Raw genomic sequence first — 26,220 nt, 5'->3', positions numbered from 1 at the left:
TCCGCTGACGCTCGCGCACCCCGCTGAGCAGCGCGGGGATCTCCTTTTCCGCAGCCGAATTCTCGTCGTTCACCCCCTTTCTCCCGGGCTCCGGGATCGCTTTGCCCGCGCTGGTGTTCGACCAGCAGCACCGTGCTGGTCACGGAAGTCCAGGTTGTGCGGCAGGACGCAGGTGATCGGCCCTCGGAGGAACACGATGCCCGAACCGGCCCGCGCGAACTGCAGGCCAAGCATCGCGCCGGCACCGATCGCCGCAGCCGGCACGATCGCTTCCGCCACGGGCGAAAACCGCGACAAACCCGAGCACGTCGCCGGACCCGGCACCACCACACCCGCCAAACCGGGAATCGTCACCACCGCACCTTCAAGGCCCCGCCGCCGCACCGGCCGGTGCCTCAACGGAATCCTCGCCGTTCACCCCCTTTCTCCCAGGCACCGGGACCGACCTGCTCACGACGAGGTTCGCCCAGCAGCACCGCCCCCGGTCGGCGCAACGCCGCGAACTGCAATCCCAGCACCACACCGACACCGATCGCCGCCGTCGACACGATCGCCTCCGCCACCGCGTCCCAAGCACCGGGGACACGAGCGAAAACCTGCGACAAACTCAGATACATCGCCGGTCCTGGCAGAACCGCACCGGTAAGACCAGGAATCGTCACGACCGCAGTCGGCACCTGCAAGATCCGCGCCGCCGCACCGGCGAGGAGACCGAGCACTGTGGTCGCGAGGAAAATCGCCACCGGCATGGACAGGCCGAGCACCGACCGCTCGGCCCAGTTCACCAGCGACGTCACGAGTCCGGCCCCGCAGGCGAGCAGCCACCATCGCGCCGGAGTGCCCATCAGGATCGCGTTTCCCAGCGAACCGACCAGCGCCGTCACCGGCACCAGGGCGAGCGGCAGCGCGGCGAGCGAGACGCGGCTGGCCTCGCCGAGGATGTCGAGGTCGTTCGCCACCGACACCACGACCATCACCCCGGTCGCGATCGCCCCGGTCAGCAGCAGCACCGTCACGATCCGCGCGGCGGCCATCAGATGGAAGTCGCCGACCGCGTCCTCGACCAGCGACACCAACGACAGAATCGGCAGCAACAGCACGAGATTCGCCGCGGAAAGGCTCGCCGCTTCGTGCCCGGTGAGCAAACCGAGCGACAGCAAAGAAATCGCGACCGCCAGCACGGTGCTCGCCTTGGCCGCGACCTGGAAGAACTCCGCGATGCCGACCGTGCTCAACGCCCAGCCGACGCGGTTGGCGAAAACGAACAACCCGGCCGACACCATCGCGGCGAGCACAGTCCCGTTCGCCTGCAGGCAAATCATCGCCGCGAGCAGGCAGCCGCCGAGCAAACTCACGTACCACGGCCAAGTCGGCCCCGATCGAGCGAGGATTTCGGCGTCGCGCTCTGCATCGGCGGGCGAAACCGCACCGGCACCCGCGCGGACCGCGAGCGCCTCCAGATCTCCCATCCGGCCGATGTCGCGCGCGTCGTTCGCCTGCACGCTCCCGAACAACACCAGCGGTTCCTCGCCCCTCCCCGGGCAGTATTGAAGGTGAATTGCCCGCACTCCCACCGAAATCCGCAGATCCTCGACGCCGCCCGCGAGCGCCAGCCCGCGAACCGTGCGCACGATGACCGCCGTTTCGATCCCCTGCTGGAACATCTGCATCGCCACATCGAGCGCGAAGCCCAGCACCCTTCGCGCCTGTTCGCGCTCGTCCGTTGCCATGAACCGCACTTTAAGGAGGCGCCCAGACAAAAACGGGCCGGCGAACGCGTCGCGAGCGCGGCTTCCCCCGATCGTGGCTTTTCCAGCGTCCGCGAGACTCTCAGGGATCCGGCACCGCACCGCCCGCAGCCTTTGTTCCAGCCACCGGAACACCCTCGGACAGCCCCTTGCGCGACGCGATGATGGTCGCCGTCACCGCCGCCCGCCGCGCCGCCGCGGCCAATGCCGACACGGTCGTGCGCACACCTCTCTCCCAGATCGGGCTCATCGAGGAAATGCGGTGCCGGAACGCCGTCCGGGGCGCGAGCGGCACCATCCAGTTCAGCCCCGACCAGTCCCAGTACGGCAACCCGGTGGAGAAACCGGTCCCGATCGTGGAAATCAGGGCCGACGGATCGACGGCCACGGTGTGGAACAAAGCGGTCACGCCTGCTGGGGCGAGAACGTCCTGCTGACGAGCCAGCTCCGGTAGCGACGCAAGGAGCGTTGCTGCAGAACGGTTTCCTTCAGCAGCGCCAGCCTGGGATTCGTGCGCAACCGCGGCGCGCGACCCGCGCCGAGCCGTCGCGCGTCCTCCCACGACGGCTTTCCCGCGGCTGCCGGAGCGGCAGTTCCTCCCACGCCAGGCCCGGATTCACCCGGAAACTGCGCACGAGGAAGTTCAGCAGTTGCTCTGAGAGGGGCAAAGTCGCTCGCTCAGCCGCAGTCAGCCACCGCACAAGGAAGGCGAGCCGTGAGGAGCCGACTGGCGGCTTCGCTCCCTGTTCCCGTTTCCGCCATTCCAGCGGCTGCGGAGCGACGCAGCGCGCTCTCCCCTATTTCGGCCGAAAGGATTCTGCTCCGCCCGGACGTCACTCCAGCGCGGCGAGAACCAGTGCGGCCATCGCCACCGGATCTCCGTTTTCCGGACGCAACACGAGGTCCGGCGACGCAGGCCGTTCGTACGGCGCGTCCACTCCGGTGAATCCGGTGATTTCTCCCGACCGCGCCTTGGCGTACATGCCCTTCGGATCGCGGTCCTCGCACATTTCGAGCGGAGTGTCGACGAAGACTTCCAAAAAAGGCAAACCCGCGGCTTCGTGCACGGCCCGCGCAAGCTCGCGGTCCGCCTGATACGGGCTGATCAGCGACACGACGGCCACTACCCCGGCGTCGGCGAACAGCTTCGCGACCTCCGCGACGCGGCGGATGTTCTCGGCCCGTTGCGCAGGGGCGAACCCGAGGTCGCCGTTGAGGCCGTGCCGGAGGTTGTCCCCGTCCAGCAGGTAAGCGGGACGGCCTGAGGCGACCAGCCTGCGCTCCACCTCGACCGCCACACTCGACTTGCCCGACGCGGACAGCCCGGTGAGCCAGACGGTACGGCCGCGGGTCGCGCGTTCGTCCCGCGACACCGCCGCCGGATGCCAGACCACGTTCGGCGCCGTCGCGCTCGGGCCGGTGATCATGCCCGCCCCGACGGTGTCCCCGGAGTGTTCGTCGACCAGCAGGAATCCGCCGGTCGGCTTATTGCGGAGGTAGGGGTCGAACAGCAGCGGCTGTCGTGTCCGCAGCCGGATCCGGCCGATCTCGTTGAGCGACAACGACTCCGCGGCCTCGTCGCGGTGCAGTGTGGTGACGTCGAGCCGGTAGTCGAGCGCGCGGACCTCGGCTTTGGTCTCGCGGGTGGTGTGCCGGACGAGGTAGTTCGCGCCCGGAGCGAGCGCGGCCTGTTCGGAGAACCAGCACACCATGGCGTCGACGTCCTGGCCGACGTGCGGACGGTTGCCCGGACGGCAGATTAGGTCACCGCGGCTGAGGTCCAGTTCGTCGGCAAGCTCGATCGTGACGGCCAGCGAGGCGAACGCTTCCGGCACCTCGACCCCGCCCGGACCCCAGATCGCGCGGACGGACGTGCTGAATCCGGACGGCAGCACCGTCACCTCGTCGCCGGGCTTGAATACGCCACCGGCCACCGTTCCGGCGTAACCGCGGAAATCCCGGCTGTGGTCGCGAATCACGTATTGCACCGGAAAACGCGCGTCAACGAGATTGCGATCCGAAGCGACGTGCACCTGTTCCAGGTGATGCAACAGCGAAGTGCCTTCGTACCAAGGCATGCTCGCGCCTCGGTGCACCACGTTGTCGCCGTGCAGCGCGGACATCGGCACGAAAGTCAGATCCGGGGTCTGCAATTTCATCGCGAACCGGCGGAAGTCCTCGCGGATTTCCTCGAACCGTTCCTGCGACCAGTCCACGAGGTCCATTTTGTTCACGCACACCACCAGGTGCCGGATGCCCAGCAGGCTGGCGAGGAACGCGTGCCGGCGCGACTGTTCGAGCACGCCCTTCCGCGCGTCCACCAGGATCAGCGCGACGTCCGAAGTGGACGCTCCGGTCACCATGTTCCGGGTGTACTGCACATGTCCCGGGGTGTCGGCGATGATGAACTTCCGCTTGGGCGTGGCGAAATACCGGTGCGCGACGTCGATGGTGATGCCCTGCTCGCGTTCGGCGCGCAGGCCGTCGGTCAGCAGGGCGAGATCCGGGTACGCGTCGCCGCGGTCCCGGCTGGTGCGCTCGATCGCTTCGAACTGGTCGGTGAACACCGTCTTGGAATCGAACAGCAAGCGGCCGATCAGGGTCGACTTGCCGTCGTCCACGCTGCCCGCCGTGGCGAGCCGCACCGTCGTGACCCGGCTCATCAGAAGTAGCCTTCCTTCTTGCGGTCTTCCATCCCGGCCTCGGAGATCCGGTCGTCGGCCCGGGTCGCGCCGCGTTCGGTGACCCGCGTCGCGGCGACCTCGGCCACCACTTCCGCCGGCGACGACGCGGTCGATTCGACGCAGCCGGTGCAGGTCGCGTCCCCGATCGTGCGGAAGCGAACCGTTGCCGGGCAAGGCACTTCGCCCTCGCCGACGGTGAGGAACCGGGTATCCGCGAGCAGCATCCCGTCCCGCTGGACCACCGACCGCTGGTGCGCGTAGTACAGCGACGGCAGGGTCACGTTCTCCGCCTCGACGTACTGCCAGATGTCCAGCTCAGTCCAGTTCGACAACGGGAAGACCCGGATGTGCTCGCCCTTGCGGTGCCTGCCGTTGTACAGATTCCACAGTTCCGGACGCTGCCGCCGAGGATCCCATTGCCCGAATTCGTCGCGGAAGCTGAACACGCGTTCCTTGGCCCGGGCTTTCTCCTCGTCGCGCCGCGCGCCGCCGAACACCGCGTCGAAGCCGTTCTCGCGAATGCCGCGCAGCAAAGTCGCCGTCTGAAGCCGGTTCCGGCCCGCCTTCGGGTCTTCAACGGTTCGGCCCGCGTCGATGTCGTCCTGGACGCTCGCGACCACCAGCCGCAATCCGTAGCGCTCGACGGTTTCGTCGCGGAACCGGATGACCTCGTCGAAGTTATGCCCGGTGTCGACGTGCATGACTGGGAACGGCAGCGGCGCGGGCCAAAACGCTTTCGCCGCGACGTGGAGCATCACCATCGAGTCTTTCCCGCCGGAGAACAGCAGCACCGGCCGCTCGAAGGTCGCCGCGACCTCGCGGAAGACATGCACGGCTTCAGCTTCGAGCGCACCGAGGTGGCTCAGCTCGTAGGCCGGGGGTGCCTGGGACGCCATCGGATCCGCCCTTCCGGGGTCTTCCGGGGTTCGAGGACAGAAAAGTAGAACAGGTTCTTGCGCTCGGTCAAGCGGCGGAGGACGCTGGGCGCATGGACCTGGCCGCGCTCGAAGAAATCCGCCGCGTGAAATTCCGCTACCTCCGGTGCCTCGACCTCAAGCGCTGGGACGAGATGGCGGAGACGCTGACCGCCGACGCCCGCGTGCACTACGGCACGCCTTCCTACGGCGAACCGCTGAACTTCGACAACCGTGACGCGCTCATGGAATTCCTGAGCACCACCGTCGGCCCCGGCATCACGACGATGCACTTCGCCGGCCACCCGGAAATCGAGATCGACGGCGACACCGCGACCGGGCGGTGGATGTTCCAGGACAAGGTGATCGTGGCCGAGCACCGCGTGGTCATTGAGGGCGCCGCGTACTACGAGGACACCTATCGGCGCGAGGACGGCGCCTGGCGGATCAGCAGCACGGGGTACGAGCGGCTGTACGAAACGCTGGTGACGATGAAGGACCAGCCGGGGTGGAAGCTGACGGCGAACATGTGGGGCCAGCCCGCATGACTGCGGCGGTCAGCGGAGCTGTTCGGCGACTTGCCGCAGGCCGTCCTTGACGAGCCGCCCGTATTCGTCGTCGCCGAGCGCGCCGATCTCGGCCTGGGCCAGCTGAAGGTATTCGCGGGCCCGGCCGAGGTCGCCGAGTTTGCGGTGGCACTCGGCCAGATTCAGGTGCAGCGACGGGTACAAACCTGCAGCCGACAGCGACACTCCGGCGTCGGCCAGCCGCGCATCGGTCACGAGATCGGCGGCTTCAAGCGCCCGCTGGTCCAGGAAGTTCCTGCCGCACGTCGTCCTGGACGTCGGCAATATCGAATCCATCGCCAGACCCCCTTCCCGGATTGACGGTCCGTGAGGGGAACCCTCACGGAATCAGAGTCCCTCAGGGTTCCCCTCACGGACCGTCAAACCGAGTGAGGACGAACCCCGCCTGCCTCCGCGGTCACCGCATCCGCCACCGCGGCCAACGCCGCACCTCGCCGGGCGATTTCCGCACCGGTGATCGGTTCGCCCACCGACAGCGTCAGCACCAGTTCCTGCCTCCCCGACGCGTCGAACGTCGGGGCGGCGAGCAGGCTCACCGCGTGCTTCTTCCGCGGTTCGAGGTCCGCGCCGAGGTACACCCGCTCCCCCAGGCTCGACACCAGCTCGCCGACCAGCCCGCGCACCTCCGGCGGCAGATCCCCAGCGGCGACACCCGCCATCAGCGTGTAGAGCCGACGGCCCGCCGAGGTCAGGCTTTCCACCAGATACCCGTGTTCCCGGCACTCGGCGACCACGCGCCGCAGGTACGCCTCGTCCAGCCGCACCGGCACCGCGGGCGGCGTGGCGAGCCAGGCGTCGAAGGCGGATTCCGCGTCCCACAGCACGTACATCAGCCCGACCGGCGGCGCGAACGGATACGTCTCGCCGAGCCGCACCTTGCCCGGCCCGGCGCTCTGCAGCATCAAGATCCGGCCGTCGACCACGGCCGACGCGGTGCACGTCGCCTGGTAGCGGGCGCTGAGTTCTTCCAGGTGCGCACGGGCGATTTCGCTGGCGCCGAAGCCCTCCGAGGCCGCGCGCCCGGCCGCGATCACGGCCGGGCCCAGGCGGTAGGTCGTCGACCGGGGATCGCGGACCACGTAGCCGCTCGCGGTCAGCTCGGTCAGGATGCCGAGGCAGGTCGGCTTGCTCAGGTCCAGTTCGCGGGCCAGCGCGGACAGCCCGAACCGCTGCCCCGGCCGGGCCGCGAAGTAGTCCAGCAGCCGCACGACCCGCTGCGTCGGCGGCGAGCGCCGGGTAACCGCCATTGACCCGTCCTTAGAACGCGTTCTAGTCTCAACCGACACCGAACGTACCACCCCGGTACAGAGTTGGACCAGCGTGAGGAGTCTCCGGTGCTGACCGAACCGCTCGCCGGCGCGATCGCCGAAGCCGAAAAGATCATCGCCGAGGCGCCGCACGTCCGGACCGAACAGGACCTGATCGAGGGCTACGACTACCTCGCGGGCAGCATCCGGGCCTCGATTCAGACGGCGTGGGCCTACGACCGCGACTTCCCGTACTTCACCCTGTCCACCGGCCCGTATACGAAAATGGGCCTGGACAACCCGGACACCCTGTACTTCAACGCGAACATCCGCGAGGACCGCGAGTACGTCGTCACCGGCACCCGCGGCACCACCGCCGACCTGAGCTTCCAGGTCCTCAACGGCGACTACACGCCGGTCGAGGTGCCCGACAGCATGACCGCGTTCGACGACCGCGACATCCCGATCGCCGCCGACGGCACGTTCGAGATCCGCTTCGGCCCGGCAAAGCCCGATCCCGAGCCCGGTTATTTCGTGCTGGGCCCGGGATCGTCGATGCTCGTCGTGCGCGAGGTCTACAGCGACTGGGCGACCGAACGGCGCGGCAGCATCCAGCTCCGCTGCGCCGACACCACCGGCCAGGCACCGCCCGCGTTGTCGCGCACCGCGATGGAGAAACGCTACGGCGTCACCGGAAAGATCCTGCTCAGCCGGATCCGGACGTTCCTCGCCTTCCCGAAGTGGTTCTACCTGAACCTGCCGGCGAACACGATGACCGAACCGCGCAGCACGCCCGGCGGCCTGCCCACCCAGTACTCCTCGGCGGGGCATTACGAACTCGCCGACGACGAGGTCATGATCGTCACCGTGCCCCGTTCGGACGCGCCGTACCAGGGCATCCAGCTCGGCAGCCCGTGGTACATCTCGCTGGACTACCTCAACCACCAGACCAGCCTCACCGCCGACCAGGCCCGCGTCGACCCGGACGGCAAGATGCGGTTCGTGATCAGCGAACGCGACCCCGGCGTCGCGAATTGGCTCGAACGCACCGGGCACGACCGCGGTTACGTCCAGATCCGCTGGCAGCGGCTTTCGCGGGAGCTGACCGCGGCGGACGGCCCGGAGGTCGAGGTCGTGAAATTCGGCGAGCTCGCCGACCGGCTGCCGTTCCACAAGGAAGCCAGCGTGACCCCCGAGGAATGGGCAGAGCGGATCGCCGCGCGACAGGCCGCGGTCGCGGCCAGGATGCTGGGCTGAACCCATGGATCTTCTTACTGGCAAAGTCGTTCTCGTTTCTGGTATCGGCCCGGGGCTGGGCCGCTCGATCGCGTTGCGCTCCGCCGCTGCCGGTGCCGACGTCGTCCTCGCGGCGCGCACCGAATCCCGGCTCGCCGAAGTCAAAACCGAGGTCGAAGCACTCGGCCGACGCGCCGTCTCGGTGCCCACCGACATCACCGACGATGCTTCGGCGACCAAGCTCGTCGAAACCGCGGTGAGCGAGTTCGGGCGGGTGGACACGTTGGTGAACAACGCTTTCGCCATTCCGCCGATCACCGACCTCGCCGAAGTCGATCTGGACGCGGTCCGCGCCGGCTTCGAAACGAACGTGCTCGCCGCGCTCCGGCTGACCCGGCTCTGCACCGCCGCGCTCGCCGAGAGCGCCGGTTCAGTCGTGATGATCAACTCGGCGGTGCTGCGGCATTCGCGGCGTACTTTCGGCGCGTACAAAATGGCCAAGGCGAGCCTGCTCGCACTCGCGCAAAGCCTCGCGTCGGAACTCGGCCCGCGCGGAATCCGGGTCAATTCCGTTGCCCCGGGCTACATCTGGGCGGATTCGCTCAAGTGGTATTTCGCTTACCTGGCCAAGGAACGCGGCGTGCCCGCGGAGCAGGTGTACCAGGAAACGGCGGAGACGATCGACCTGCGCCGCCTCCCGGAACCGGACGAGATCGCTGACACCGTCGTGTTCCTCGCGTCCGCGCTCGCCCGCTGCGTCACCGGGCAATGCCTCGACGTGAACGCCGGCGAATACCACCACTGAGGGGAAGACCATGCGTCCAGGACGAGACAGCGTCGGCACGGTCGAAGACCTCCACGCGTCCGCCGCGAAACTCACCGGCCTCGACGATTTCGGCGGAGACGAGCATCTCGAAGGACTGCGCGTGCTGCTCGATTCCTATGCCACCGAAGCCGATTTGACGCCCTATGGCAACAAAGTCCATCGCGCGTTCCTGCGCGGTGCGTTGGTCGCTCGGCTGCTCAGCGAAGCTTCGTGGAAACAGAATCCGCAATACGCCGACGTACCCATCGAGCGGCCCATCTTCGTCACCGGCTTGCCGCGCACCGGGACGACCGCGCTGCACCGACTGCTGACCGAAGACCCGGCGCACCAGGGTCTCGAAGTGTGGCTGACCGAAATGCCGCAGCCGCGCCCGCCGCGCGAAACCTGGGCGGAAAACCCGGTGTTCCAAGCGATTCAGGCCGGTTACGAACAGCACCACGTCGAACATCCCGAATTCATGGGCCTGCACCACATGTCGGCGGACCAGGTCGAGGAATGCTGGCAGCTGCTGCGGCAGTCGCTGAAATCCGTGTCGTACGAATGCCTCGCGCACGTGCCCGGCTACTCGCGCTGGCTCGACGGACAGGACTGGACCGACGCCTACCGCAGGCACCGGCGCAACCTGCAGCTCATCGGCCTGCCCGACGCCGGCCGCCGCTGGGTGCTCAAGAACCCGAGCCACCTGTTCGCGCTCGACGCGCTGATGGAGGTCTACCCGGACGCGCTCGTCGTGCAGACCCATCGCGCGCCCAGCACCATCATCGCGTCCGTGTGCAGCCTGACCGAACAGGCTTCAGAGGGCTGGTCGGACACTTTCCGCGGCGAGGTCGTCGGACGGAGCCAGCTAGACCTGTGGGCCCGCGGCGCCGAACAGTTCGCCGCCGCTCGCGCCCGGCACAACCCCGCGCAGTTCTGCGACGTCCGGTACGAGGACTTCGTCGCCGACCCGATCGGCACTGTCGAGGGCGTCTACCAGCACTTCGGCCTCGACCTCGCCCCGCAAGCCCGCGACGCGATGACGACGCTGCACGAGCGGAGCCGCACCGGGGACGCGAAACCGAGGCACCGCTACGACCTCGCCGACTTCGGCCTGACCGCCGGGGAGGTCGACGAGCGGTTCGCCGGATACCGTGCCGCGCACCGAAGTTGAAGCCGTTTCGAGACCGGCATCTTCGGCGAACCGGCCACGCCGCCCGGGGCCGCCCCCTAGGATCTGCCCGACGTTCCTTGAGCGGAGAGCAGGTATGACGACCTTCACCAACACGATCCTCCAGATCCTCCCGCAGGCGTTGCTGCTGATCGTGGGGCTGTTCGGCCTGATCCTCTCGATCGGGCGGCGCTCGCGCGGCGGCTCCGGGCTGATGGTGGCCGCCTTCGCGGTCATGCTCGTCACCACGGCGCTGAACATCGCCTGGCAGCTCATGCTGACGAACGTCGCGTCCTGGATGGCGTCGGATCACCTGAGCAGCTCCGAGATGTCGACGATCTTCCTGGCCGTCGGCATCCCGCTCAACCTGCTCGAGGTGCTGTCGTGGCTGCTGGTCGTGCTGGCGGTCGCGAAGGGCGGCCGTGCGCCGCAGCCCGGTTTCGCGCCGGGCGGGTACCCGATGGGCGGGCAGCCCGGGTTCGCTCCGCAGGGCGGTTACGGCCAGCCCGGGTATCCGCAGACCGGGTACGCGCAGCCTGGTTATGCGCAACCGGGCCAGCCTCAGCCCGGTCAGCCTGCTCAACCGGGTCAGCCCCAGCCCGGCCAGCCGGGTCAGCCCCAGCCCGGTTACCCCGCGCCGGAGCCCGGCCAGCAGTCCGGTTACTTCCAGCAGCAGCCCGGCTACCCCCAGCCGGAACAGCCCGGTCACTCCCAGCCCGAGCCGCCGCAGCCCAACCCGGGCGACGGCCCGCAGCAGCCGCCGAACTGACCCCCGTCAGACCGCCGCTTCAGCCTCGGCCCTGGCGAGAATCTCGTCGACAGTTCCCTCGACCGTCAGCTCCGAGGTGTCCAGCCACAGCCCGATCTGCGGGGTCTTCTCGCGGAGGTACGCGTCCAGCCCGGCGATGCCCGTGTCGCCCGGCTGGTACGCGATCTTCCCTCGCGCAGCCTCGCGCTGCGCTACCACCTCGGCGCTCGGTGCGAGAACCACGACGTAACAGGGCCGCGTCCGCAGCGCGTCGACCAGCTCGGTCAGGTGTTCGCCGAGCACGATGTCCTGCAGCACCGCGGTGAACCCGGCCTCGGCGTACCCGGCCGCGACCTGGGCCGCGAGCGCGTACCGCAGCCGGAGCTGCCGGATCGCCTCGGCGGGCGGGTCGGCCGGGCCCATCTCGACCCGGCCGTTGACCACCATGCGCCGGAACGCGTCACCGCGCACGTGGACGGATTTCGGCAACCGCTCGGCGAGCGCCTGCGCCACCGTCGACTTGCCCGCCGCTTGGATTCCGGTCACCACGAAGATCGGCACGCCCCGGACCCTGCCTTCTTCGTCAGCGGTCCGCCAACGAATTTCAGCCTCGATGCCTGCGTCGCCGGGTGGCGACCAGCACCGCGAAACCGGCCAGCAAGCTGAACAGCGAGCTGAAGAGGAGATCCCGGATCGGCGTGCCCGTCGAGGCGAGCGGCGGTGTGGTCGGCGGAATCCCTGGGGTCGGAGGTGTCACCGGAGTGTCGGTGGAACAGCCAGGTTCGGCACCGGTGACGCAACTGGTTCCCGGATCAGCCGAGACCACGACGTTGCGCAGATGACTCCCGGCAGCGGCATCGGGTTTGACGGTGATCGAGTAAGTGACCGTGACGGTCTGGCCGACTGCCAGCTTCCCGTGCCAAGTCAGCCGCGAACCGCTCTCGTCGACGGTTCCGCTGGTGGCCTTGGCGTCCTGGTTGTAGGTGGCGTCGTCCAGAACGTCGGAGAGATCGTCGACGAACGCAGCGTCCGGGTAGGCGGCCGTTCCGGTATTGGCGATATCGACGGTGTAGGCGACCTTCTCCCCCGGTTTCGCCGTCGCCACGCCTGCGCGCTTGGTGATGGTCATCGCGCGCACCGGGGTTTCCGTGCCGCAAGCCGGGTCCCGGGTCAGGCAGTTCGTGTCGTCCGGACTCGTGACGGCGTTGCGCAGGATCTTGTCGCCACGCGGCGGATCCCCGACGGTCACCGAGTACGTAATGGTGACCTCCGCACCCGCCTCGACGGGTCCAGTCCACTGTAGACGCGGGGCTTGGTAGCGGACGTCTCCCGCGGTCGCCTTGGCATCTCCGTTGTAGGCGGCATCGTCCAGGACTCCGGACAGGTCGTCGGTGAACTGTGCGTCCGGTTGCGGTGCCTCGCCGGTATTGCGGACGGTCACGGTGTAGGTGACCTTCCCGCCCGGTTGAGCGATCGCGGGATCGGCGGTTTTGGTGATCCGCAGGTGCGGTTTCGGCAGCACGACCCGGCAATCCGGATCGGTCGACCCCTCCGGGCAGTTCGACCCGCTTCCGGTGACCGTGTTGACGAGCCGGTGGTCGCCTGCGTTGGTGACAGTGACGGAATACGTGATGGTCGCGCTGGCTCCCTTCGCCAGGTCACCCGTCCACGTCAGACTCGGCGGCGCGACGGCGACGGTTCCGGTGTCCGCTTTGGCGTCGCCGTTGTAGGTCGCGTCGTCGAGCACGCCCGCGAGATTGTCCGTCAACGACGCGGCCCGGTACTCAGCCTCGCCAACGTTCTCGACGGTGATCGTATAGCTGACCCGATCGCGCGCCTTGATCTCGGCGGGGGTCGCGGTTTTCGTGATCTTCAGCGCTGGCAACGGCGTGACCGTCCCACAGTCCGGATCATGACCACCCGGCAGGCAATCACCGCCAGTCACCGCGTTGACGAGCTTCTTGTCGCCGGTCGGCGGATTGTGCACGGTGACGGTGTACGTGATTGTCACCGACGCACCTGGCTCGACATCCCCGTTCCAGGTCAGTTTCGGTGCAGCGTATGCAGTTGTGCCATTGGTCGCGCGAGCATCGTTGTTGTAACTCGCATCATCGAGAACACCAGTCAGATCATCGACAATGGACGCGTCACGATAGGCGGCCTTCCCGTCGTTGGCCACCGAGACGGTATAGGTGACAGTGTCGCCGGGCCGTGGATTCGCCGGGCTCGCGGTCTTCTTGACCTTCAGTGCTGGCAACGGAGTAACCGTCCCGCAATCCGGATCATGACCGCCCGGCAGGCAATCGCCGCCAGTCACCGCGTTGACGAGCTTCTTGTCGCCGGTCGGCGGATTGTGCACGGTGACGGTGTACGTGATCGTCACCGCCGCACCCGCCTCGACATCGCCATTCCACGTCAGTTTCGGTGCGGCATAAGCAGTTGCGCCACTCGTCGCACGAGCATCGTTGTTGTAGCTCGCATCATCGAGAACACCAGTCAGGTCATCGGTGACGGACGCGCCGTGGTAAGTGGCCTTGCCATCGTTGGCCACCAGAACGTTATAGGTGACAGTGTCCCCGGGCCGTGGCTCAGACGGACTCGTGGTCTTCTTGACGTGCAGGCGCGCGACCGGAGTCACCGGATTGCACTCCGGCTCCGTGTTGCCGGGCGGGCAACTGGAGTCGGGCGGGCCGGTGACCGCATTGCGGAGTTCGCTGTCCCCCGCGTGCGTTGAGCTCACAGTGACCGAGTAGGTGATCGTCGCGGTCGCGCCAGCGGGCAGGTCGGCGGTCCACGTCAAGGTGGGTTCCGCATAGGTGACGGTGCCCGGGGTGGCCTTGGCGTCCTGGTTGTAGGTCGCATCGTCCAGGACACGGCTCAGGTCGTCAGTGAAACGCGCACCTCGATAGGTTGCGGTGCCTGGGTTTCGCGCGGTCACCGTGTACGTGACCTTGTCGCCGGGCTGCGCCGTCGCGGGCGAGGCGGTCTTCGACAGTTCGAGGGTGCCGATCCCGGTGTCAGTACCGCAGTCCGGGTCAGTATTGCCGGGCGGGCACGTCGAACCGTCCGGTCCGGTGACGAGGTTGCGCAGCCGCTTGTCGCCAGCGGGCGGGGTGCCGACGGTGACGGAATAGCGCACGGTCACGGTCGCACCGGCCGGAACGTCGCCCGTCCAGTGCAATCGCGGCGCGGCGAAGGAGGCGGTGCCCGACGTGGCTGTCGCGTCGTTGTTCCACGTCGCGTCATCCAGGACACCGGAGAGGTCGTCGGTGAACGACGCTCCGGGATACGCTCCCTCGCCGATGTTCCGCACGGTCACGGTGTAGCTGACGCGATCGCCGGGCTTGGCGTCGGTCTTGTCCGCGGTCTTCTTGATTTCGAGCGCGCCGATGGGAGTGTCGGTGGTGCAGTCCGTGCTGTTCGGCGGGCAGTTCGATCCCTCCGGGCCGGTCACGGTGTTGCGCAGCTTGCGGTCCCCGCGCGGCGGCGACGCCACGGTGACGGTGTAGCGGATCGTGACGGTCTGGGCGGCGGGAATGTCGCCGGTCCACGTCAGTTTCGCGGTGTTCGGGTCGTATCCCGGCTGACTGGGCGTGGGAGTGCCGCCGAGGGTGGCGGCGGCATTGTTGTTGTAGCCGGCGTCGTCGATCACGCCGGTGAGATCGTCGGTCAGGTGGACCGCGGTCGCCGTCGCGCCGCCGATGTTCTCGGCGGTGATCGTGTATGTGACTGTGTCGCCCGGCTTCGCGGTGGCGGGCGCGGCCGATTTCCGGATCACCAAGCCGGAAATCGGTTCGTCCGTGGTGCAGGAGGGGTCCGTGCCGCAGTTCGAGCCGTCCGGGCCCACCACCCGGTTGGTCAGGCGACGGTTTCCGCGCGGCGGATCTCCGACGGTCACGGTGTACGTAATGGCGACCGTGGTGCCCGCCGCGACGTCGCCGGTCCAGTGCAGCGCGCGGCCTGGGTCGTAGGTCACCGTGCCGGATCCGGTTGCACGCGCGTCGTTGTTGTAGGTGGCGTCGTCGAGGACGTCGGTCAGATCGTCGGTGACCCGCGCTCCTGGCCAATCAGCTTGGCCGTCGTTGGTCACGGTGACCGTGTACGAGACGATGCTCCCCGGGCTCGGGTTGGCGGGCGACGCGTGCTTCGCGATCTTCAAAGCGGCAATAGGCACGACCGTCGAACACGCGGGATCCTTCGACGGCTCAGCGCAGTTGCTTTCCGGGACCGTCACGACATTGGTCAGCTTCTTGTCCCCGCCGGGCGGATTTCCCACGGTCACCGAATAGGCCATGGTGACGGTCTCGCCCGGCGCGATCGGTCCCGTCCAGGTCAGCTTCCGGCTGTCGTAGCTCGGCTGGGTCGGCGTCGGCGCGCCACCGTTCGTGGTGGCGGCGTCGTTGTTGTACGCGGCGTCGTCGAGGACCGCGCTCAGGTCGTCGGTCAGCCTGGCGGCCGGGGCGGGAGCGTCGCCCTCGTTGCTGATCGTCACCGTGTACCGCACGGTGTCCCCCGGCTTCGCGGCCTGCTCGCTGGCGGTCTTGCGCACCACGAGGCGGGACGTCAGGTTCGGCGCGATCGAGCAGCTGGCCAGGTCGGTGATCGGCCAGGAGCCGCCGGATTCGGACTTGATCCGGCCGACCTGGTTGTCTTGGGCGTTGCCGCCGGGCACCAGCGTCGACGCGCCGGTCTTCGGGTCCACTTTGTACAGTGCGCCGCCGTAGTAGCCGAGGTAGATCGAACCGTGGAAGTAGGCCATTCCGTAGTTGTTGAACCCGTTGCTCGACCCCGGCCCGACGACGTGCACCGCCCGCGTGGTGGTCCCGGTCGCCGGATCGAGCCGGTACACGTAGGTCGAGCCGCCGTAGGAAATGCCGTAGTACGCGCCGCCGTCGGCGTCCACGAAGAGATCCGGCACCAGGGATCCGCCGAGGAAGACGGGATCGTTGGACGGCACCGGCGTGAGGTTCGAGCCCCTGGTCCAGACGGTCGTCGCGCCGGTCGCCAGGTTCATCCCGAACAGTTTCGGCGCGCCGCCGTTCTGCGCGCCGAAGAGCATCCCGGTGTTCGGATCCGCGGCGGTCCCGCCCCAGTTCGCCCCGGCGGGCAGGTCGCGGGTCTGGCCGGCGGCGATCTCGTCGGTGGCCCGGTCCGTTCCGGAAACGTGTTTGTACAGCTTCCGGTTCGCGCTCGTGTAACTGGAATAGAACGCCGCGGGACGGCCGGTGTCGGGATCCTTGCCGAGCGCCATATTAGTCGACCAGTAATCCGGCAGGCCCGCGCCGGCCCGTTTGCTGATCACGGTGTTCTCGATCTCGGCGTCGCCCGCGGCGTCGGTGCGGAACTGCATGCCCGAGCGGAAATTGCTGTAATAAAGATGGTCGCAGTCGAATGCGGACGGGCTCTGCTCGCCTTCCACCGGCCACGTCTCCGCCGACGCGGGAACAGCGCCGCCCACCACCAGACCTGATACGGCGACCGCCGTCACGAGAACCCGCACGGCTAACCGCCGGACCGCTTTCCCGCTCCCACCCGCCCAGCGCACCATGATCGCATCGAATCAACGCGCACCCCGGCCGACAACTCGAAAGCGCGGCGGGGCGCACAAGTCACCCGCTTGAGTTCACCCGAAATTGTCCGGCCGCGAAAAACATTCGTGCGCGGGCATTTCCCTTACCGCGAGACAGTCGCCTGGATCAGCTCGTAGGCCAGATCCATCTGGACGCCGTCGGGATTGGTGAGCCCCTTCTCGTCGTACCAGGAGGCGTCGGCTTCCGGATGCGGCCCGCTGACGCCGACCCGCCCCTTGCCGTACGGGGTGACGGCCACCGCGGGCGCCCCGTTGGTGTAGGTCGCCAGCACGGTCGCGTGGGAACCTTCGTCCAGCCGGAAGGCTGGCCCGTCCTGGAAATACATGTGCCGCGATTTCCCCCGCCAGCTGACCTCGATGACGGTGTCGCGCTCGTCCGGGACCGTGGAACCGGGAGAACCCGCGTACCCGTGCGTGTCTCCGGGCAGGAGGCCGAACCCCGGATCGCGGCCCGCGAGATAGCCGCCGAAGCACAGGCCGAGGTAGCTGCCGCCGTTCCGGACCCAGTCGCGGACCGCGTCGGCGGAGTCGTCCAGGTCCTGCCAAGTCCGGTCGAGATCCTGGCCGCCGCCCGGCTGGACGTACAACTGCGCCTTCGCCAGCACGGCCGCGGTCAGCGGCTTCCCGGTGCCCGGCCCGACGTACTCGACCCGGAAATGCTGCGGCGCCCGGCGCAGCAGATCAGCCGCCGCGGGCCCGCAATCCGCGCATCCCTGCGGTCCGTTGTAGACCAGCGCGAGCGGCGCTTCCGCAGTCCGCGCCGGAGGTTTTTCCGCCACCGCCTCCGGCTGGCCACAGCCCACCGCCAGCAAAGCGGCGGCCGAGAGGAGCCCGGCCAGCCACCGCAGCCGCCCCGGAATCGCTGGCCGACGGCCGGGCCTGAGGTCCGTACCAGGCATGGGTTTTCTCTCTCCTCGTGATCGCCGCCGCCGTACCGTAGCACTAACGATTAGCTTTTGGTAACGGTCACACTTTCGAGCCTGATAGGGTCGGCGCTTCCGCCTGTCACCGATCGTGCCGCAGGACCTGGTCGTCCTGCCACTCCGCGAGGAACCCCATGCCAGCCTGGCCCGCCACCGAGGCCGACGCCCTTGCCGAACAAGACCGCCTGCGCGTCCTCGTGGACCCGACCGGCCCGGCCCTTTCCGACGGCGCCCTGGTAGCGGGCGTCGACGTCGCCTACGACGACGAACGGGACCTGGTCGTCGCGGCCGCCGTGCTCGTCGACTGCACCTCGCTCGAAACCGTGGAGGAAACGACGGCGGCCGGACAAGTCAGCTTTCCTTACGTACCCGGCTTGCTGGCCTTCCGCGAACTCCCGCCCGTCCTGGACGCTCTGGCCGCACTCCGCCACCGCCCGGATTTGGTCCTCTGCGACGGCTACGGCCTCGCCCACCCGCGGCGGCTCGGCCTGGCCAGCCACCTCGGAGTCCTGACCGGCCTCCGCACCGCCGGGGTCGCCAAAACGCCGTTCACCTTCGCCTACGACCAGCCCGGACCAGCGCGCGGCGATTGGGCTCCGCTGCTCGACGACGCCGAGGTCGTCGGGCGTGCACTGCGGACGCGGACCGGAGTCAAGCCGGTCTTCGTTTCGGCCGGCCACCGGATCGGCTTGGCGGAGACCAGCGACGCGACGTTGGCCTTGGCACGGAACTACCGCCTGCCGGAGACGACTCGCCGGGCTGATTCCTTGTGCCGCAAGGCGTTGGCGGAGCGCCAGCTCTCACGATGACCGAAGCCATTCGCCGATCACCACGAAATCCTCCTCCACGAGACCGAGATCCGGAGCGACGCGATACAGCAGTGCACGACCGGGATGGCGGGCACGCACCCACTCCCGATCCGTGTCGGCGATCTCGTCGTCGACCCAGACGAAGGGACGTCCGTCCGCCCATTCGACCAGCGTCCGGGTCTTCCAGTGCACACCGAACCACCGGATTTCGCGCACCTCCGCCGCCGAGAGCTCCGGCCAGCGCACGACCGCCAGCGGCGGCAAGCCGAGCCGCGACGCGATCTCGGTGTTGGCTTCTTCTTCCCACGTCGTCGCCCACACCAATTCGGCAGGCAGCGCGGCGAGCCGGATCCCCCAGCGCGGATCGAGTCGATCCAGCAGAGGACCCGGCTCAAGCGGTTCACGCCCGGGCGCAGGGCCGAACGGCAGCAGCGTTCCGTCGACATCGAGGAACACCAACGAGCGACGGCCGTCAAGGGAAGACTCAGTCGATTCCATTGCGCTGCCAGCATATCCAGTTGAGCCGCAAGCCCGCGCCAGCTATCTTCACTCGACAAAAGCCCGGAAGGAAACCCGTTGACCGTCATCGACAAGATCGCCTGGATCACGTTCGACGCGGGCAGGGTTCTCAGCACTCGTTCCCGAGGCAAAGACGTCTACTACCTCCCCGGCGGCAAACGCGAACCCGGGGAGACCGATCTCCAGACTCTCGTCCGCGAGATCGACGAGGAGCTCACCGTCGCCGTCAAGCCCGAAAGCGCCCGGCATTTCGGCACCTTCCAGGCTCAAGCCCACGGTCACGCGACGGGCATCGTGGTCCGGATGACCTGCTACACCGCCGACTACCGAGGGACCCTCGCTCCTAGCAGCGAGATCGAGGAAATCGTCTGGCTGACCTACCCCGACCGGGGCCGGGTGTCCCCGGTCGACCAGGTCATCTTCGATCATCTGCACGAGGTCGGGCTGCTCGCTGAAGCTCCACAGTAGACAGTCACCTCGCGGAATCCCCGCGCTACACCTACGCAGGCGTCCCGTATCCCCCTCCCCCACCCGACTCGCATCGCAGCACATCCCCTCGATGCACCCGGAGGCTGTTCACCTTCAACATCTCTCGCGCCTCCGGCGTGCCAGGGTTCAGCACCACCCGCGGCGGCGCCCCCGACGACCCGCCGAACAGACCCCACGCGGGCGTCACCGAACGCTCCCACCACAGCGACAGGTCCTGGTCCGCCTCCATCACGTACTCCCGGATCACCCCGTCGCCCCCGCGCCAGCGGCCCGCGCCGCCGGAGCCGGTGCGGATGCGGTATTCGTTCACCCGCACCGGATACAGCGTTTCGACTACTTCCACCGGCAGGTCCCGCAGCGACCCGTTGACGTTGTTGATCAGCGCCGTTTCCCCGTCGCCGCCTTCCCAGGCGCCCCAGCCGCCGACGGTCGCCTCCAGAGTCACGAACGGCTCCCCCGTCCGCGGATGCTCACCGGCGAATTGCACGATCATCGAATCGCCGTAGCTGGCCGCGGCGACGCGGTCCGGCATCGCGGGCGCGAGCGCGGCCACGACGAGATCGATGAGCATGCCGAGGCTGGAGTAGTAGTACTGGCACGCGGCGGGCTCCCGCGCGCCGAGCATCGACCCGTCGCGGACCTGGACGTCCAGCGGCGCGAACGAGCCCCCGTTGAGGCTCACCTGCGGCGAGATCAGCAGCTTGTAGCCGACCCGCGCCGCCGAAATCGCTTGGGAGCGGCCGCAATTCACCGGGCCGGTGGCCTGGTCGGCACAGTCGGTGAGGTCGATCGTCATCGATTCGCCCTCGACGGCCACTCGCACGCGCACCTTCAGCGGCGTGTCCGGGTCGATCGCGTCGTTGTCCAAATACCCAGTCGCCTCGTACTCGCCGTCCGGGATCGCCGCGATGCGTTCACGTTCGAGCCGTTCGGTCTGGGCGAAGATCTGCTCGCGCGCGGCGTCGACGGTTTCCGCGCCGTAACGGGCGAACAGCTCGCCGAGCCGCCGCACGCCCATCCGGGCACAGGCGATCTGCGCGCGCATGTCGCCGAGGGTCACGTACGGGAACCGCACATTCGTCTCGATCAACCGCAGGATGTCGGCGCATTCGACCCCGCCGGCGACGATCCGCGTCGGGCCCATCCGGAGGCCCTCTTGATAGATGTTCGTGGAATCCATCGAACCGCCAGGATCCTTGGAACCCATGTCGATCCAATGCGCCCGCGAAGCCGCGAAGCCGACCAGTTCGTCGCCGACGAAAATCGGCGCGTAAACCGTGCAGTCGTTGAGGTGCGTGCCGCCGATGTAGGAATCGTTGAGCACCCAGACGTCGCCCGGCTGCCAGACGTCCGCGCCGAACAGGTCCTCGGTGTGGCTCGTGCAGATCTCCAGATTCCCCAGGAAAATCGGCAGCCCGGACGACTGGCCGAGGACGCGGTGGCGCCGGTCCAGCAAAGCGACGGCGCAGTCTTTGCCCTCGTAGATCGTCGGCGTGTAGGAGGACCGGATCAGGGTCATGTTCATGTCCTCGGCCGCCTGGATCAGCGCCGAGCGGATGATTTCGGTGGTGACGGGGCTGATGCTCACGCGTGCTCCTCCTGCAGGTGGTCGGCGGCCGCGAGGGTGACGACCAGGAAGCCGTGGTCGTCGACGGCGAGTTCGGCGTCCGGCGGGACGACCGTGGTGGCGGTTTCCTCGTGCACGATCGCGGGCCCGGGCAACCGGCTGCCGGGGGCGAGCGAGGCGCGCGCCACGATCGTGGTGGGCACAGCCTGTCCGGCGAAAACGACGTCGCGGACAACGGACTCAGGTTGTTCGACGATCGTCTCCGCAGAAGCCGCGGCGCGGTCGACGACGCCGTGGCCGGTGGTGCGGAGCGCGACGAACTGCACTGGCGCGCCAGGGGTGGCGTGGCCGTAGCGCTGGTGGTGGATCTCGGCGAACCGCGCCTCGACGGCGGGCAGGAAATCGGGACTGTCGACGGGATCGGAGTCCAGGATCGGCACGGTCAGGGTGTAGTCCTGGCTTTCGTACCGCATGTCGACGCCGTGGGTCACCGATTGGCGGTCCTCGGAGATTCCCTGCTCCCGCAACGCTTCCAGTGCCTGATCGCGCAGCGAGTCGAGCGCCGTGCGCAGGGCGCGGGTGTCGAGTTCGGCTCCGTTGGCGAAGAACTGCATGGTGAAGTCCCGCCGGACGTCCGCCTCGAGCATGCCCCACGCCGAGAACGCGCCGGGGAACCGCGGCACGATCACCTCGGTGATGCCGATTTCCTGTGCGATGAACGCCGCGTGCATCGGTCCCGCGCCGCCGAACGCGAGCAGCGCGAACTGGCCCGGCTCGCGGCCGTGTTCGACGGTCAGGGTGCGGATCGCCTGCGCCATCTTGGCGTTGCCGACGTCGCAGATGCCGGACGCCAGTTCGACCGGGTCCATGCTGAGCTGCTGCGCCAGCGTCGCGACGGCCGTCTGCGCGGCGTCGAGGTCGAGCGGCATTCCCCCGCCGGCGAACGATTCGGGATCGACGCGGCCGAGCACGCAGTTCGCGTCGGTGACCGTCGCCTGCGTCCCGCCGCGGCCGTAGCACGCCGGGCCGGGCACCGCACCCGCCGATTCGGGGCCGACGCGCAGCGCGTCGCCCTCGGCGTAGGCGAGCGAACCGCCGCCCGCGCCGACCGTGTGCAGGTTGACCAGCGGCATCAGCAGCGGGAATCCCTCCGCCTCGCCGTCCGGCGAAACGTCGGCGGCGTAGTCCATCACCAGCGAGACGTCGAACGAGGTGCCGCCCATGTCCACGCAGATCAGGTCGGGACGGCCGAGCAGCTTCGCCGCCGCGACGCCGCCCATCGTGCCGCCGACCGGGCCGGAAAGCAGCGTCTGCAACGGATGCCGCCGCGCGAACCCGGCGTTGACCAGACCGCCGGAGGACTGCATGACGTGCACCGGGACGTGCAGGCCCTTCTCCGTGAACCGCGCTTCGATGCGGTCGAGATAGCGGTGCACAGACGGGCCGGTGTAGGCCTCCAGCACCGCGGTCGACGTCCGCTCGTACTCCCGCCATTCCGGCGCGACCTCGTGGGAGAGCACGACCAGCGCGTCATCGCCGAGTTCGTCGCGCAGGATCTCTCCCGCGCGGCGTTCGTGCCCGGAATCCAAGTAGGAGAACAGGAAACACACCGCGACGGCCTCGAAACCCTCTTCGCGCACGCGTTTCGCGACCAGCCGCACCGCGTCCTCGTCGAGCGGTTCGAGTTCGGCACCGGTGGCGTCGAGCCGTCCGGCGACCTCCGCGACAGCTTCCGGCCCGACGAGCGGCTCGGGCTTGCGGTAGTGCAGGTCGAACAGCCGGTTTCGGTTGCCGCGCGCGATCCGGTACACGTCGCCGATCCCCCGCGTGGTCAGGATCAGCACCTTCGCGCCGCGCCGTTCGAGCAGCGCGTTCAGGCCTTGCGTGGTGCCGTGCACGAAGAACTCGATGTCGGCGAACGGCAGGTCGAATCCTTCGAGCGCGCCGAAAACGCCGCGCGCGAGGTCGTCGGGGGTGGTGAGCACCTTGCCCGCGCGCAGCCGCTGCGTCGCGCCGTCGTGGACGACCACGTCGGTGAAGGTGCCGCCGATGTCCATGGCGACCCGGTAGGTCATGGGAACTCCTTGTCCGATAAGGGAAATCAGGTGAGCGCGCGACCCTCGGTCTCGGGCAGCGGAAGGACGGCGAGAAGCGCGACGACGAGGAAGGCGACGATCGACGCGACAGTCAGCGAGGACGCGACGCCGTGGTCCATCATCGCGCCGATCACCGGCACCGAAACGGTGTTGGCCAGCAGGATCGCCGAGGTGGACCACGAGTAGCCGACGCCGCGCAGCCCGGTCGGCAGCACCTCGGCCGACCAGGTGTTCCAGATGCCCCAGGCGCCGAGCGAGAAGAACGCGAGGATCAGGTTGCCCGCGTACAGCTGCGTCGACCCGGTGGCGAGGCCGAACAGCACTCCGCCGACCGCTGACGCCAGTGCGAACAGCAGGAAGATCCGCTTGCGGCCGTGGCGGCGGGTCAGCCACGCGGCGAGCAGGTAGCCGGGCACGGACACGACCTGGGTCACCGCGACGAACCACAGTGCGCCGGACACGCTCAGCCCGCGGTTCTGCAGCAGGACGGGCAGCCACGTCTGCAACCCCCAGTAGCCCCAGCTGAACGTGAACGACGTGAGCAGCAGCGGCAGGAACCGCCGCCGCACGGGCGACCGGAAGAGGTTGCGCACCGCGCCTGCCTTGCGATCGGCGTCCTCGACGGAAAACCTTGTGTCAGCAGGAATATCCGCGCCGAGACCGCGTAGCACGGTCGCAGCTTCCGCGTGCCGACCGCGCCGAGCGAGCCAGTACGGCGATTCCGGCACCCAGCGCAGCACGGCAAATGCCCACAGCCCGGCCAGCGCGGCGACCACCGCGACGGCGCGCCAGCTGATCATGCCGAGCGACTGGCTCACGCCGATGCACAGCAGCGTGCCGATCGGGAACCCGATGCTGAGCGCGACAGCACCTTGGCCACGACGGGCGGTGGGCAGCAGTTCGAGGAAATACGGGAACGTGACCGCGTAGACCCCGCCGAACGCGACACCGGAGAGGAACCGCAGCACGACGAACGGCCAGAACGCCGGCGACAACCCTGCGGCCAGCGCGAGCACCGCGTAGATCAGCAGGCTCGCGACCGTCACTCGGCGGCGGCCGAGCCGGTCGATCAGCCCGCCCCACAGCAGCGCGCCGGGCACCATGCCGAACGCGACCGCGGACAGCGCCCAGCCGAGTTTCGTGTTGTCGACGCCGAACTCGCCCGCGATCCCGTTCGAGACGTAGACCAGGCCGACCTGTTCCCAGGCCTCGACGACGAACGCGAAGAACAGCACCGAACCGGCCAGCCAATGTCGCCGGGTCAGCCGCATGCCGGTGCAGACGTCGCCGACGGTCGGCGCGGCGGCGGAGGTGGGCGGGGCGGGCTCGTGCGGGGCGGCCATGGCGCCTCCTATCATCATCAAAACGTTTTGATGAGCTTTCGCGGCATCAAACCCGCGCGCCGTCGCGGTGTCAAGACCTCGTCCGCCGGCCGGTGGGCGATACTGGGCCGTCCGGAGGCAGGGCGAAAGGGTGCGAGGAGTGGAAACGGCGAGCGGCAAGCGGCCGGTGACGATCCGGGAGGTCGCCGAGCGCGCCGGGGTCTCGATCAGCACGGTTTCGCACGCGCTTTCCGGCCGCAGGCCCATTTCGGCGGCGACGAAGGCGCGGGTGCGCGAGGCCGCCGCGGAGCTGGGCTACGACCCGAACCCGAACGCGCGCTCGCTGCGCACCGGCCGGTCCGGGCTGGTCGGGCTCATCCTACGGCCGCGCTACGCGGTGGCCGGCACGCCCGACCGGGCCGAGACGTTCAACCGGCTCGTCGGGTCGATCGCGACCGAGATGCTGCGGCACAAGACCGGGCTGATCCACGTGCCCGACCTGCACGACCCCGCGGTCGCGAGCGTGCCGATGGACGGCTGCATCGTGGCCCACCCCTACGGCGGCGACACCGCGCTGGCCGAACTGCTCGGCCGGGGCCTGCCCGTGGTGACCGTCGAGGAGGACCCGGAACAGCCGGACCTCCCGTGGGCGGTGCGGCTGGACTATCCGCCGGTGGTCGAAGCACTGCTGGACCACCTCTACGAGCAAGGCGCGCGCGACGTGCTTCTGTTGTCCGGCACCGAGGACAACGCCTGGAACCGGCGTCCGCGCGAAACCTACCTGGCGTGGTGCAAACTGCGCGGGCTGTCGCCGCGGACCGCGTTGCTCAGCGAAGGCCTGACCCAGCGCGACGTGCCCGAACTGGTGCAACCGTTGTTGTCCGGCCCGGACCGGCCGGACGCGATCGTGGTCGCGACAAGCGATTTCGCCCCGCTGATCGCCGATGCCGCTGCCGCGCAAGGCCTGCGCGTCCCGGACGATCTGCTGCTCGCCGCGCTGACCGACAGCGAACACGCCCGCATGAGCATGCCGCCGATCACCGCGATGGACCTGACGCACGAAGCGCTGGCCGAGCAGGCGGTGGAGTTGATGCTGGCGCGGTTGTCCGGAGCCGAGACACCTGCCGGGCCGGTGTTCCTGGCTCCGGAACTGCGGTTGCGGGAATCAACCAGGCGACGTGAGTGACGCCGGGCTTCGTTGCTCGGCGAGTGTGCCGTGAGGGGAACCCTGAGGGAATCAGATTCCCTCAGGGTTCCCCTCACGTACGACAACCCAGCCTCCGCCGCCCGCACCGGCCCCTCGGCAAGAAACTCCCAGGCCCGCCAGCCGCTACGGACTGCACAGACCCGTCTCAACCCCACCCCGAGCGACGTCTTAAGTTCCTGCCATTTACTCCGAGTCCAGCACGGTTCCCTTCACGGCGCGCCGCTAGTCCACCGGGGTGACCTCAGCCATCTCCGACCACGCCGCGCCATCGAGATTCTGGTAATTGATCTCCGGCTTCTTCGCCACGACTGTCGACATGAACGGGAAGAACTCCTGCGCGTGCGCGGTCGCGACGTGCGCGTCCCCGGCGGCACTGTCGGCGAAGACCTCGACCATCACGAATTCGTTCTCGTCGCCGCCGTTCTGGTAATAGTCGAACGACACATTGCCCGGTTCGCTCCGCACGTTCGCGGTGTAGCGTTCGATGCCTTCCAGCCATTCGGCTCGCTTCTCGGGGCGGATCTGTGCTTTGAGGACGATCAAAATCATGCCCCGAGTATC

The 26,220-nt window shown here is 68.4% G+C and carries 23 protein-coding genes; 8 read left to right on the top strand and 15 right to left on the bottom strand.

Annotated elements, in window-relative coordinates; genetic code table 11:
• Positions 1-395: 395 nt before the first annotated feature.
• From AB5I40_RS01980 to cysD, 5 genes are all read right to left on the bottom strand, one after another.
• Positions 396-1,730: a threonine/serine exporter family protein gene (locus AB5I40_RS01980; RefSeq protein ID WP_370936689.1), complete on the bottom strand. Its 1,335-nt coding sequence runs from the start codon at positions 1,728-1,730 to the stop codon at positions 396-398.
• 100 nt (positions 1,731-1,830) lie between these two features.
• Positions 1,831-2,157, bottom strand: coding sequence for a hypothetical protein (locus AB5I40_RS01975; protein WP_370936688.1), 327 nt, complete (start codon positions 2,155-2,157; stop codon positions 1,831-1,833).
• Positions 2,154-2,351, bottom strand: coding sequence for a hypothetical protein (locus AB5I40_RS01970; protein ID WP_370936687.1), 198 nt, complete (start codon positions 2,349-2,351; stop codon positions 2,154-2,156). Before AB5I40_RS01970 ends, AB5I40_RS01975 begins: the two co-directional genes overlap by 4 nt.
• 230 nt (positions 2,352-2,581) lie before the next feature.
• Positions 2,582-4,411, bottom strand: coding sequence for an adenylyl-sulfate kinase (cysC, locus tag AB5I40_RS01965; RefSeq protein ID WP_370936686.1), 1,830 nt, complete (start codon positions 4,409-4,411; stop codon positions 2,582-2,584).
• Positions 4,411-5,328: a sulfate adenylyltransferase subunit CysD gene (gene cysD / locus AB5I40_RS01960; RefSeq protein ID WP_370936685.1), complete on the bottom strand. Its 918-nt coding sequence runs from the start codon at positions 5,326-5,328 to the stop codon at positions 4,411-4,413. The genes cysC and cysD overlap by 1 nt, the downstream gene beginning before the upstream one ends.
• Positions 5,329-5,420: 92 nt before the next feature.
• On the opposite strand from cysD, the gene AB5I40_RS01955 reads away from it, so the two are divergent.
• The gene (locus tag AB5I40_RS01955; protein WP_370936684.1) at positions 5,421-5,894 is read left to right on the top strand and encodes a nuclear transport factor 2 family protein; all 474 of its coding nucleotides are present in this window, start codon (positions 5,421-5,423) and stop codon (positions 5,892-5,894) included.
• A gap of 9 nt (positions 5,895-5,903) precedes the next feature.
• Here the strand turns inward: AB5I40_RS01955 and AB5I40_RS01950 are convergent, their stop codons facing one another.
• Together AB5I40_RS01950 and AB5I40_RS01945 are read right to left on the bottom strand one after the other, a co-directional pair.
• A complete protein-coding gene (locus tag AB5I40_RS01950; RefSeq protein ID WP_370936683.1) occupies positions 5,904-6,209 on the bottom strand; it encodes a hypothetical protein in 306 nt (101 codons plus the stop codon).
• A gap of 83 nt (positions 6,210-6,292) precedes the next feature.
• Positions 6,293-7,180: a helix-turn-helix domain-containing protein gene (locus AB5I40_RS01945; RefSeq protein WP_370936682.1), complete on the bottom strand. Its 888-nt coding sequence runs from the start codon at positions 7,178-7,180 to the stop codon at positions 6,293-6,295.
• An 87-nt stretch (positions 7,181-7,267) separates the two neighbouring features.
• On the opposite strand from AB5I40_RS01945, the gene AB5I40_RS01940 reads away from it, so the two are divergent.
• The 4 genes from AB5I40_RS01940 (at position 7,268) to AB5I40_RS01925 (ending at position 11,158) form a co-directional block, all read left to right on the top strand.
• Positions 7,268-8,437 (top strand): hypothetical protein, encoded by a 1,170-nt coding sequence (locus AB5I40_RS01940; RefSeq protein ID WP_370936681.1) that lies wholly within the window; start codon positions 7,268-7,270, stop codon positions 8,435-8,437.
• A gap of 4 nt (positions 8,438-8,441) precedes the next feature.
• Positions 8,442-9,221 carry an SDR family oxidoreductase gene (locus AB5I40_RS01935; protein ID WP_370936680.1) on the top strand — a complete coding sequence of 260 codons (780 nt, stop codon included), beginning with the start codon at positions 8,442-8,444 and terminating at the stop codon, positions 9,219-9,221.
• A gap of 10 nt (positions 9,222-9,231) precedes the next feature.
• Positions 9,232-10,392 carry a sulfotransferase gene (locus AB5I40_RS01930; protein WP_370936679.1) on the top strand — a complete coding sequence of 387 codons (1,161 nt, stop codon included), beginning with the start codon at positions 9,232-9,234 and terminating at the stop codon, positions 10,390-10,392.
• A gap of 94 nt (positions 10,393-10,486) precedes the next feature.
• Positions 10,487-11,158, top strand: coding sequence for a hypothetical protein (locus AB5I40_RS01925; RefSeq protein WP_370936678.1), 672 nt, complete (start codon positions 10,487-10,489; stop codon positions 11,156-11,158).
• A gap of 6 nt (positions 11,159-11,164) precedes the next feature.
• Here the strand turns inward: AB5I40_RS01925 and AB5I40_RS01920 are convergent, their stop codons facing one another.
• The 3 genes from AB5I40_RS01920 to AB5I40_RS01910 all read right to left on the bottom strand — a co-directional run bounded on the left by AB5I40_RS01920 (position 11,165) and on the right by AB5I40_RS01910 (position 17,626).
• Positions 11,165-11,698: an AAA family ATPase gene (locus AB5I40_RS01920; RefSeq protein ID WP_370936677.1), complete on the bottom strand. Its 534-nt coding sequence runs from the start codon at positions 11,696-11,698 to the stop codon at positions 11,165-11,167.
• Positions 11,699-11,741: 43 nt separating this feature from the next.
• Positions 11,742-16,685 (bottom strand): isopeptide-forming domain-containing fimbrial protein, encoded by a 4,944-nt coding sequence (locus AB5I40_RS01915; RefSeq protein ID WP_370936676.1) that lies wholly within the window; start codon positions 16,683-16,685, stop codon positions 11,742-11,744.
• Between the two features lie 125 nt (positions 16,686-16,810).
• Positions 16,811-17,626: a BPL-N domain-containing protein gene (locus AB5I40_RS01910; protein ID WP_370936675.1), complete on the bottom strand. Its 816-nt coding sequence runs from the start codon at positions 17,624-17,626 to the stop codon at positions 16,811-16,813.
• Between the two features lie 158 nt (positions 17,627-17,784).
• Between AB5I40_RS01910 and AB5I40_RS01905 the strand changes: the two genes are divergently transcribed.
• Positions 17,785-18,459, top strand: a complete 675-nt coding sequence (locus tag AB5I40_RS01905) for an endonuclease V (protein WP_370936674.1) — start codon at positions 17,785-17,787, stop codon at positions 18,457-18,459.
• Here AB5I40_RS01905 and AB5I40_RS01900 read toward each other — a convergent pair.
• Positions 18,451-18,957 carry an HAD domain-containing protein gene (locus AB5I40_RS01900; protein WP_370936673.1) on the bottom strand — a complete coding sequence of 169 codons (507 nt, stop codon included), beginning with the start codon at positions 18,955-18,957 and terminating at the stop codon, positions 18,451-18,453. The two genes, AB5I40_RS01905 and AB5I40_RS01900, sit on opposite strands and share 9 nt — an antisense overlap.
• Positions 18,958-19,035: 78 nt before the next feature.
• Between AB5I40_RS01900 and AB5I40_RS01895 the strand changes: the two genes are divergently transcribed.
• Entirely contained in the window at positions 19,036-19,446 is a 411-nt protein-coding gene (locus AB5I40_RS01895; RefSeq protein WP_370936672.1) for an NUDIX domain-containing protein, read from the top strand.
• Between the two features lie 31 nt (positions 19,447-19,477).
• Here AB5I40_RS01895 and AB5I40_RS01890 read toward each other — a convergent pair whose 3' ends face one another.
• From AB5I40_RS01890 to AB5I40_RS01880, 3 genes are read right to left on the bottom strand one after another with little or no spacing between them, the layout of a single operon-like run.
• A complete protein-coding gene (locus tag AB5I40_RS01890; RefSeq protein WP_370936671.1) occupies positions 19,478-21,055 on the bottom strand; it encodes a hydantoinase B/oxoprolinase family protein in 1,578 nt (525 codons plus the stop codon).
• Positions 21,052-23,109 carry a hydantoinase/oxoprolinase family protein gene (locus AB5I40_RS01885; protein WP_370936670.1) on the bottom strand — a complete coding sequence of 686 codons (2,058 nt, stop codon included), beginning with the start codon at positions 23,107-23,109 and terminating at the stop codon, positions 21,052-21,054. The genes AB5I40_RS01890 and AB5I40_RS01885 overlap by 4 nt, the downstream gene beginning before the upstream one ends.
• Before the next feature lie 26 nt (positions 23,110-23,135).
• Positions 23,136-24,473: an MFS transporter gene (locus tag AB5I40_RS01880; protein WP_370936669.1), complete on the bottom strand. Its 1,338-nt coding sequence runs from the start codon at positions 24,471-24,473 to the stop codon at positions 23,136-23,138.
• Between the two features lie 139 nt (positions 24,474-24,612).
• On the opposite strand from AB5I40_RS01880, the gene AB5I40_RS01875 reads away from it, so the two are divergent.
• Positions 24,613-25,638, top strand: coding sequence for a LacI family DNA-binding transcriptional regulator (locus AB5I40_RS01875; protein ID WP_370936668.1), 1,026 nt, complete (start codon positions 24,613-24,615; stop codon positions 25,636-25,638).
• Positions 25,639-25,881: 243 nt separating this feature from the next.
• Here the strand turns inward: AB5I40_RS01875 and AB5I40_RS01870 are convergent, their stop codons facing one another.
• Positions 25,882-26,208, bottom strand: coding sequence for a putative quinol monooxygenase (locus tag AB5I40_RS01870; RefSeq protein WP_354735078.1), 327 nt, complete (start codon positions 26,206-26,208; stop codon positions 25,882-25,884).
• Between the last annotated feature and the right edge of the window lie 12 nt (positions 26,209-26,220).

The organism is Amycolatopsis sp. cg13, from assembly GCF_041346965.1.
Taxonomy (GTDB): domain Bacteria; phylum Actinomycetota; class Actinomycetes; order Mycobacteriales; family Pseudonocardiaceae; genus Amycolatopsis.
Note: the sequence above shows the minus strand (reverse complement) of the source record. Positions and strands in the feature narration are given on the sequence as shown.

What these genes read in the sequence shown, in the direction of transcription:
- AB5I40_RS01980 (WP_370936689.1), bottom strand. Translation starts at nt 1,730, where the DNA reads ATGGCAACGGACGAGCGCGAACAGGCGCGAAGGGTGCTGGGCTTCGCG.
- cysC (WP_370936686.1), bottom strand. Translation starts at nt 4,411, where the DNA reads ATGAGCCGGGTCACGACGGTGCGGCTCGCCACGGCGGGCAGCGTGGAC.
- cysD (WP_370936685.1), bottom strand. Translation starts at nt 5,328, where the DNA reads ATGGCGTCCCAGGCACCCCCGGCCTACGAGCTGAGCCACCTCGGTGCG.
- AB5I40_RS01955 (WP_370936684.1), top strand. Translation starts at nt 5,421, where the DNA reads ATGGACCTGGCCGCGCTCGAAGAAATCCGCCGCGTGAAATTCCGCTAC.
- AB5I40_RS01950 (WP_370936683.1), bottom strand. Translation starts at nt 6,209, where the DNA reads ATGGATTCGATATTGCCGACGTCCAGGACGACGTGCGGCAGGAACTTC.
- AB5I40_RS01945 (WP_370936682.1), bottom strand. Translation starts at nt 7,180, where the DNA reads ATGGCGGTTACCCGGCGCTCGCCGCCGACGCAGCGGGTCGTGCGGCTG.
- AB5I40_RS01935 (WP_370936680.1), top strand. Translation starts at nt 8,442, where the DNA reads ATGGATCTTCTTACTGGCAAAGTCGTTCTCGTTTCTGGTATCGGCCCG.
- AB5I40_RS01930 (WP_370936679.1), top strand. Translation starts at nt 9,232, where the DNA reads ATGCGTCCAGGACGAGACAGCGTCGGCACGGTCGAAGACCTCCACGCG.
- AB5I40_RS01925 (WP_370936678.1), top strand. Translation starts at nt 10,487, where the DNA reads ATGACGACCTTCACCAACACGATCCTCCAGATCCTCCCGCAGGCGTTG.
- AB5I40_RS01915 (WP_370936676.1), bottom strand. Translation starts at nt 16,685, where the DNA reads ATGGTGCGCTGGGCGGGTGGGAGCGGGAAAGCGGTCCGGCGGTTAGCC.
- AB5I40_RS01910 (WP_370936675.1), bottom strand. Translation starts at nt 17,626, where the DNA reads ATGCCTGGTACGGACCTCAGGCCCGGCCGTCGGCCAGCGATTCCGGGG.
- AB5I40_RS01905 (WP_370936674.1), top strand. Translation starts at nt 17,785, where the DNA reads ATGCCAGCCTGGCCCGCCACCGAGGCCGACGCCCTTGCCGAACAAGAC.
- AB5I40_RS01900 (WP_370936673.1), bottom strand. Translation starts at nt 18,957, where the DNA reads ATGGAATCGACTGAGTCTTCCCTTGACGGCCGTCGCTCGTTGGTGTTC.
- AB5I40_RS01885 (WP_370936670.1), bottom strand. Translation starts at nt 23,109, where the DNA reads ATGACCTACCGGGTCGCCATGGACATCGGCGGCACCTTCACCGACGTG.
- AB5I40_RS01880 (WP_370936669.1), bottom strand. Translation starts at nt 24,473, where the DNA reads ATGGCCGCCCCGCACGAGCCCGCCCCGCCCACCTCCGCCGCCGCGCCG.
- AB5I40_RS01870 (WP_354735078.1), bottom strand. Translation starts at nt 26,208, where the DNA reads ATGATTTTGATCGTCCTCAAAGCACAGATCCGCCCCGAGAAGCGAGCC.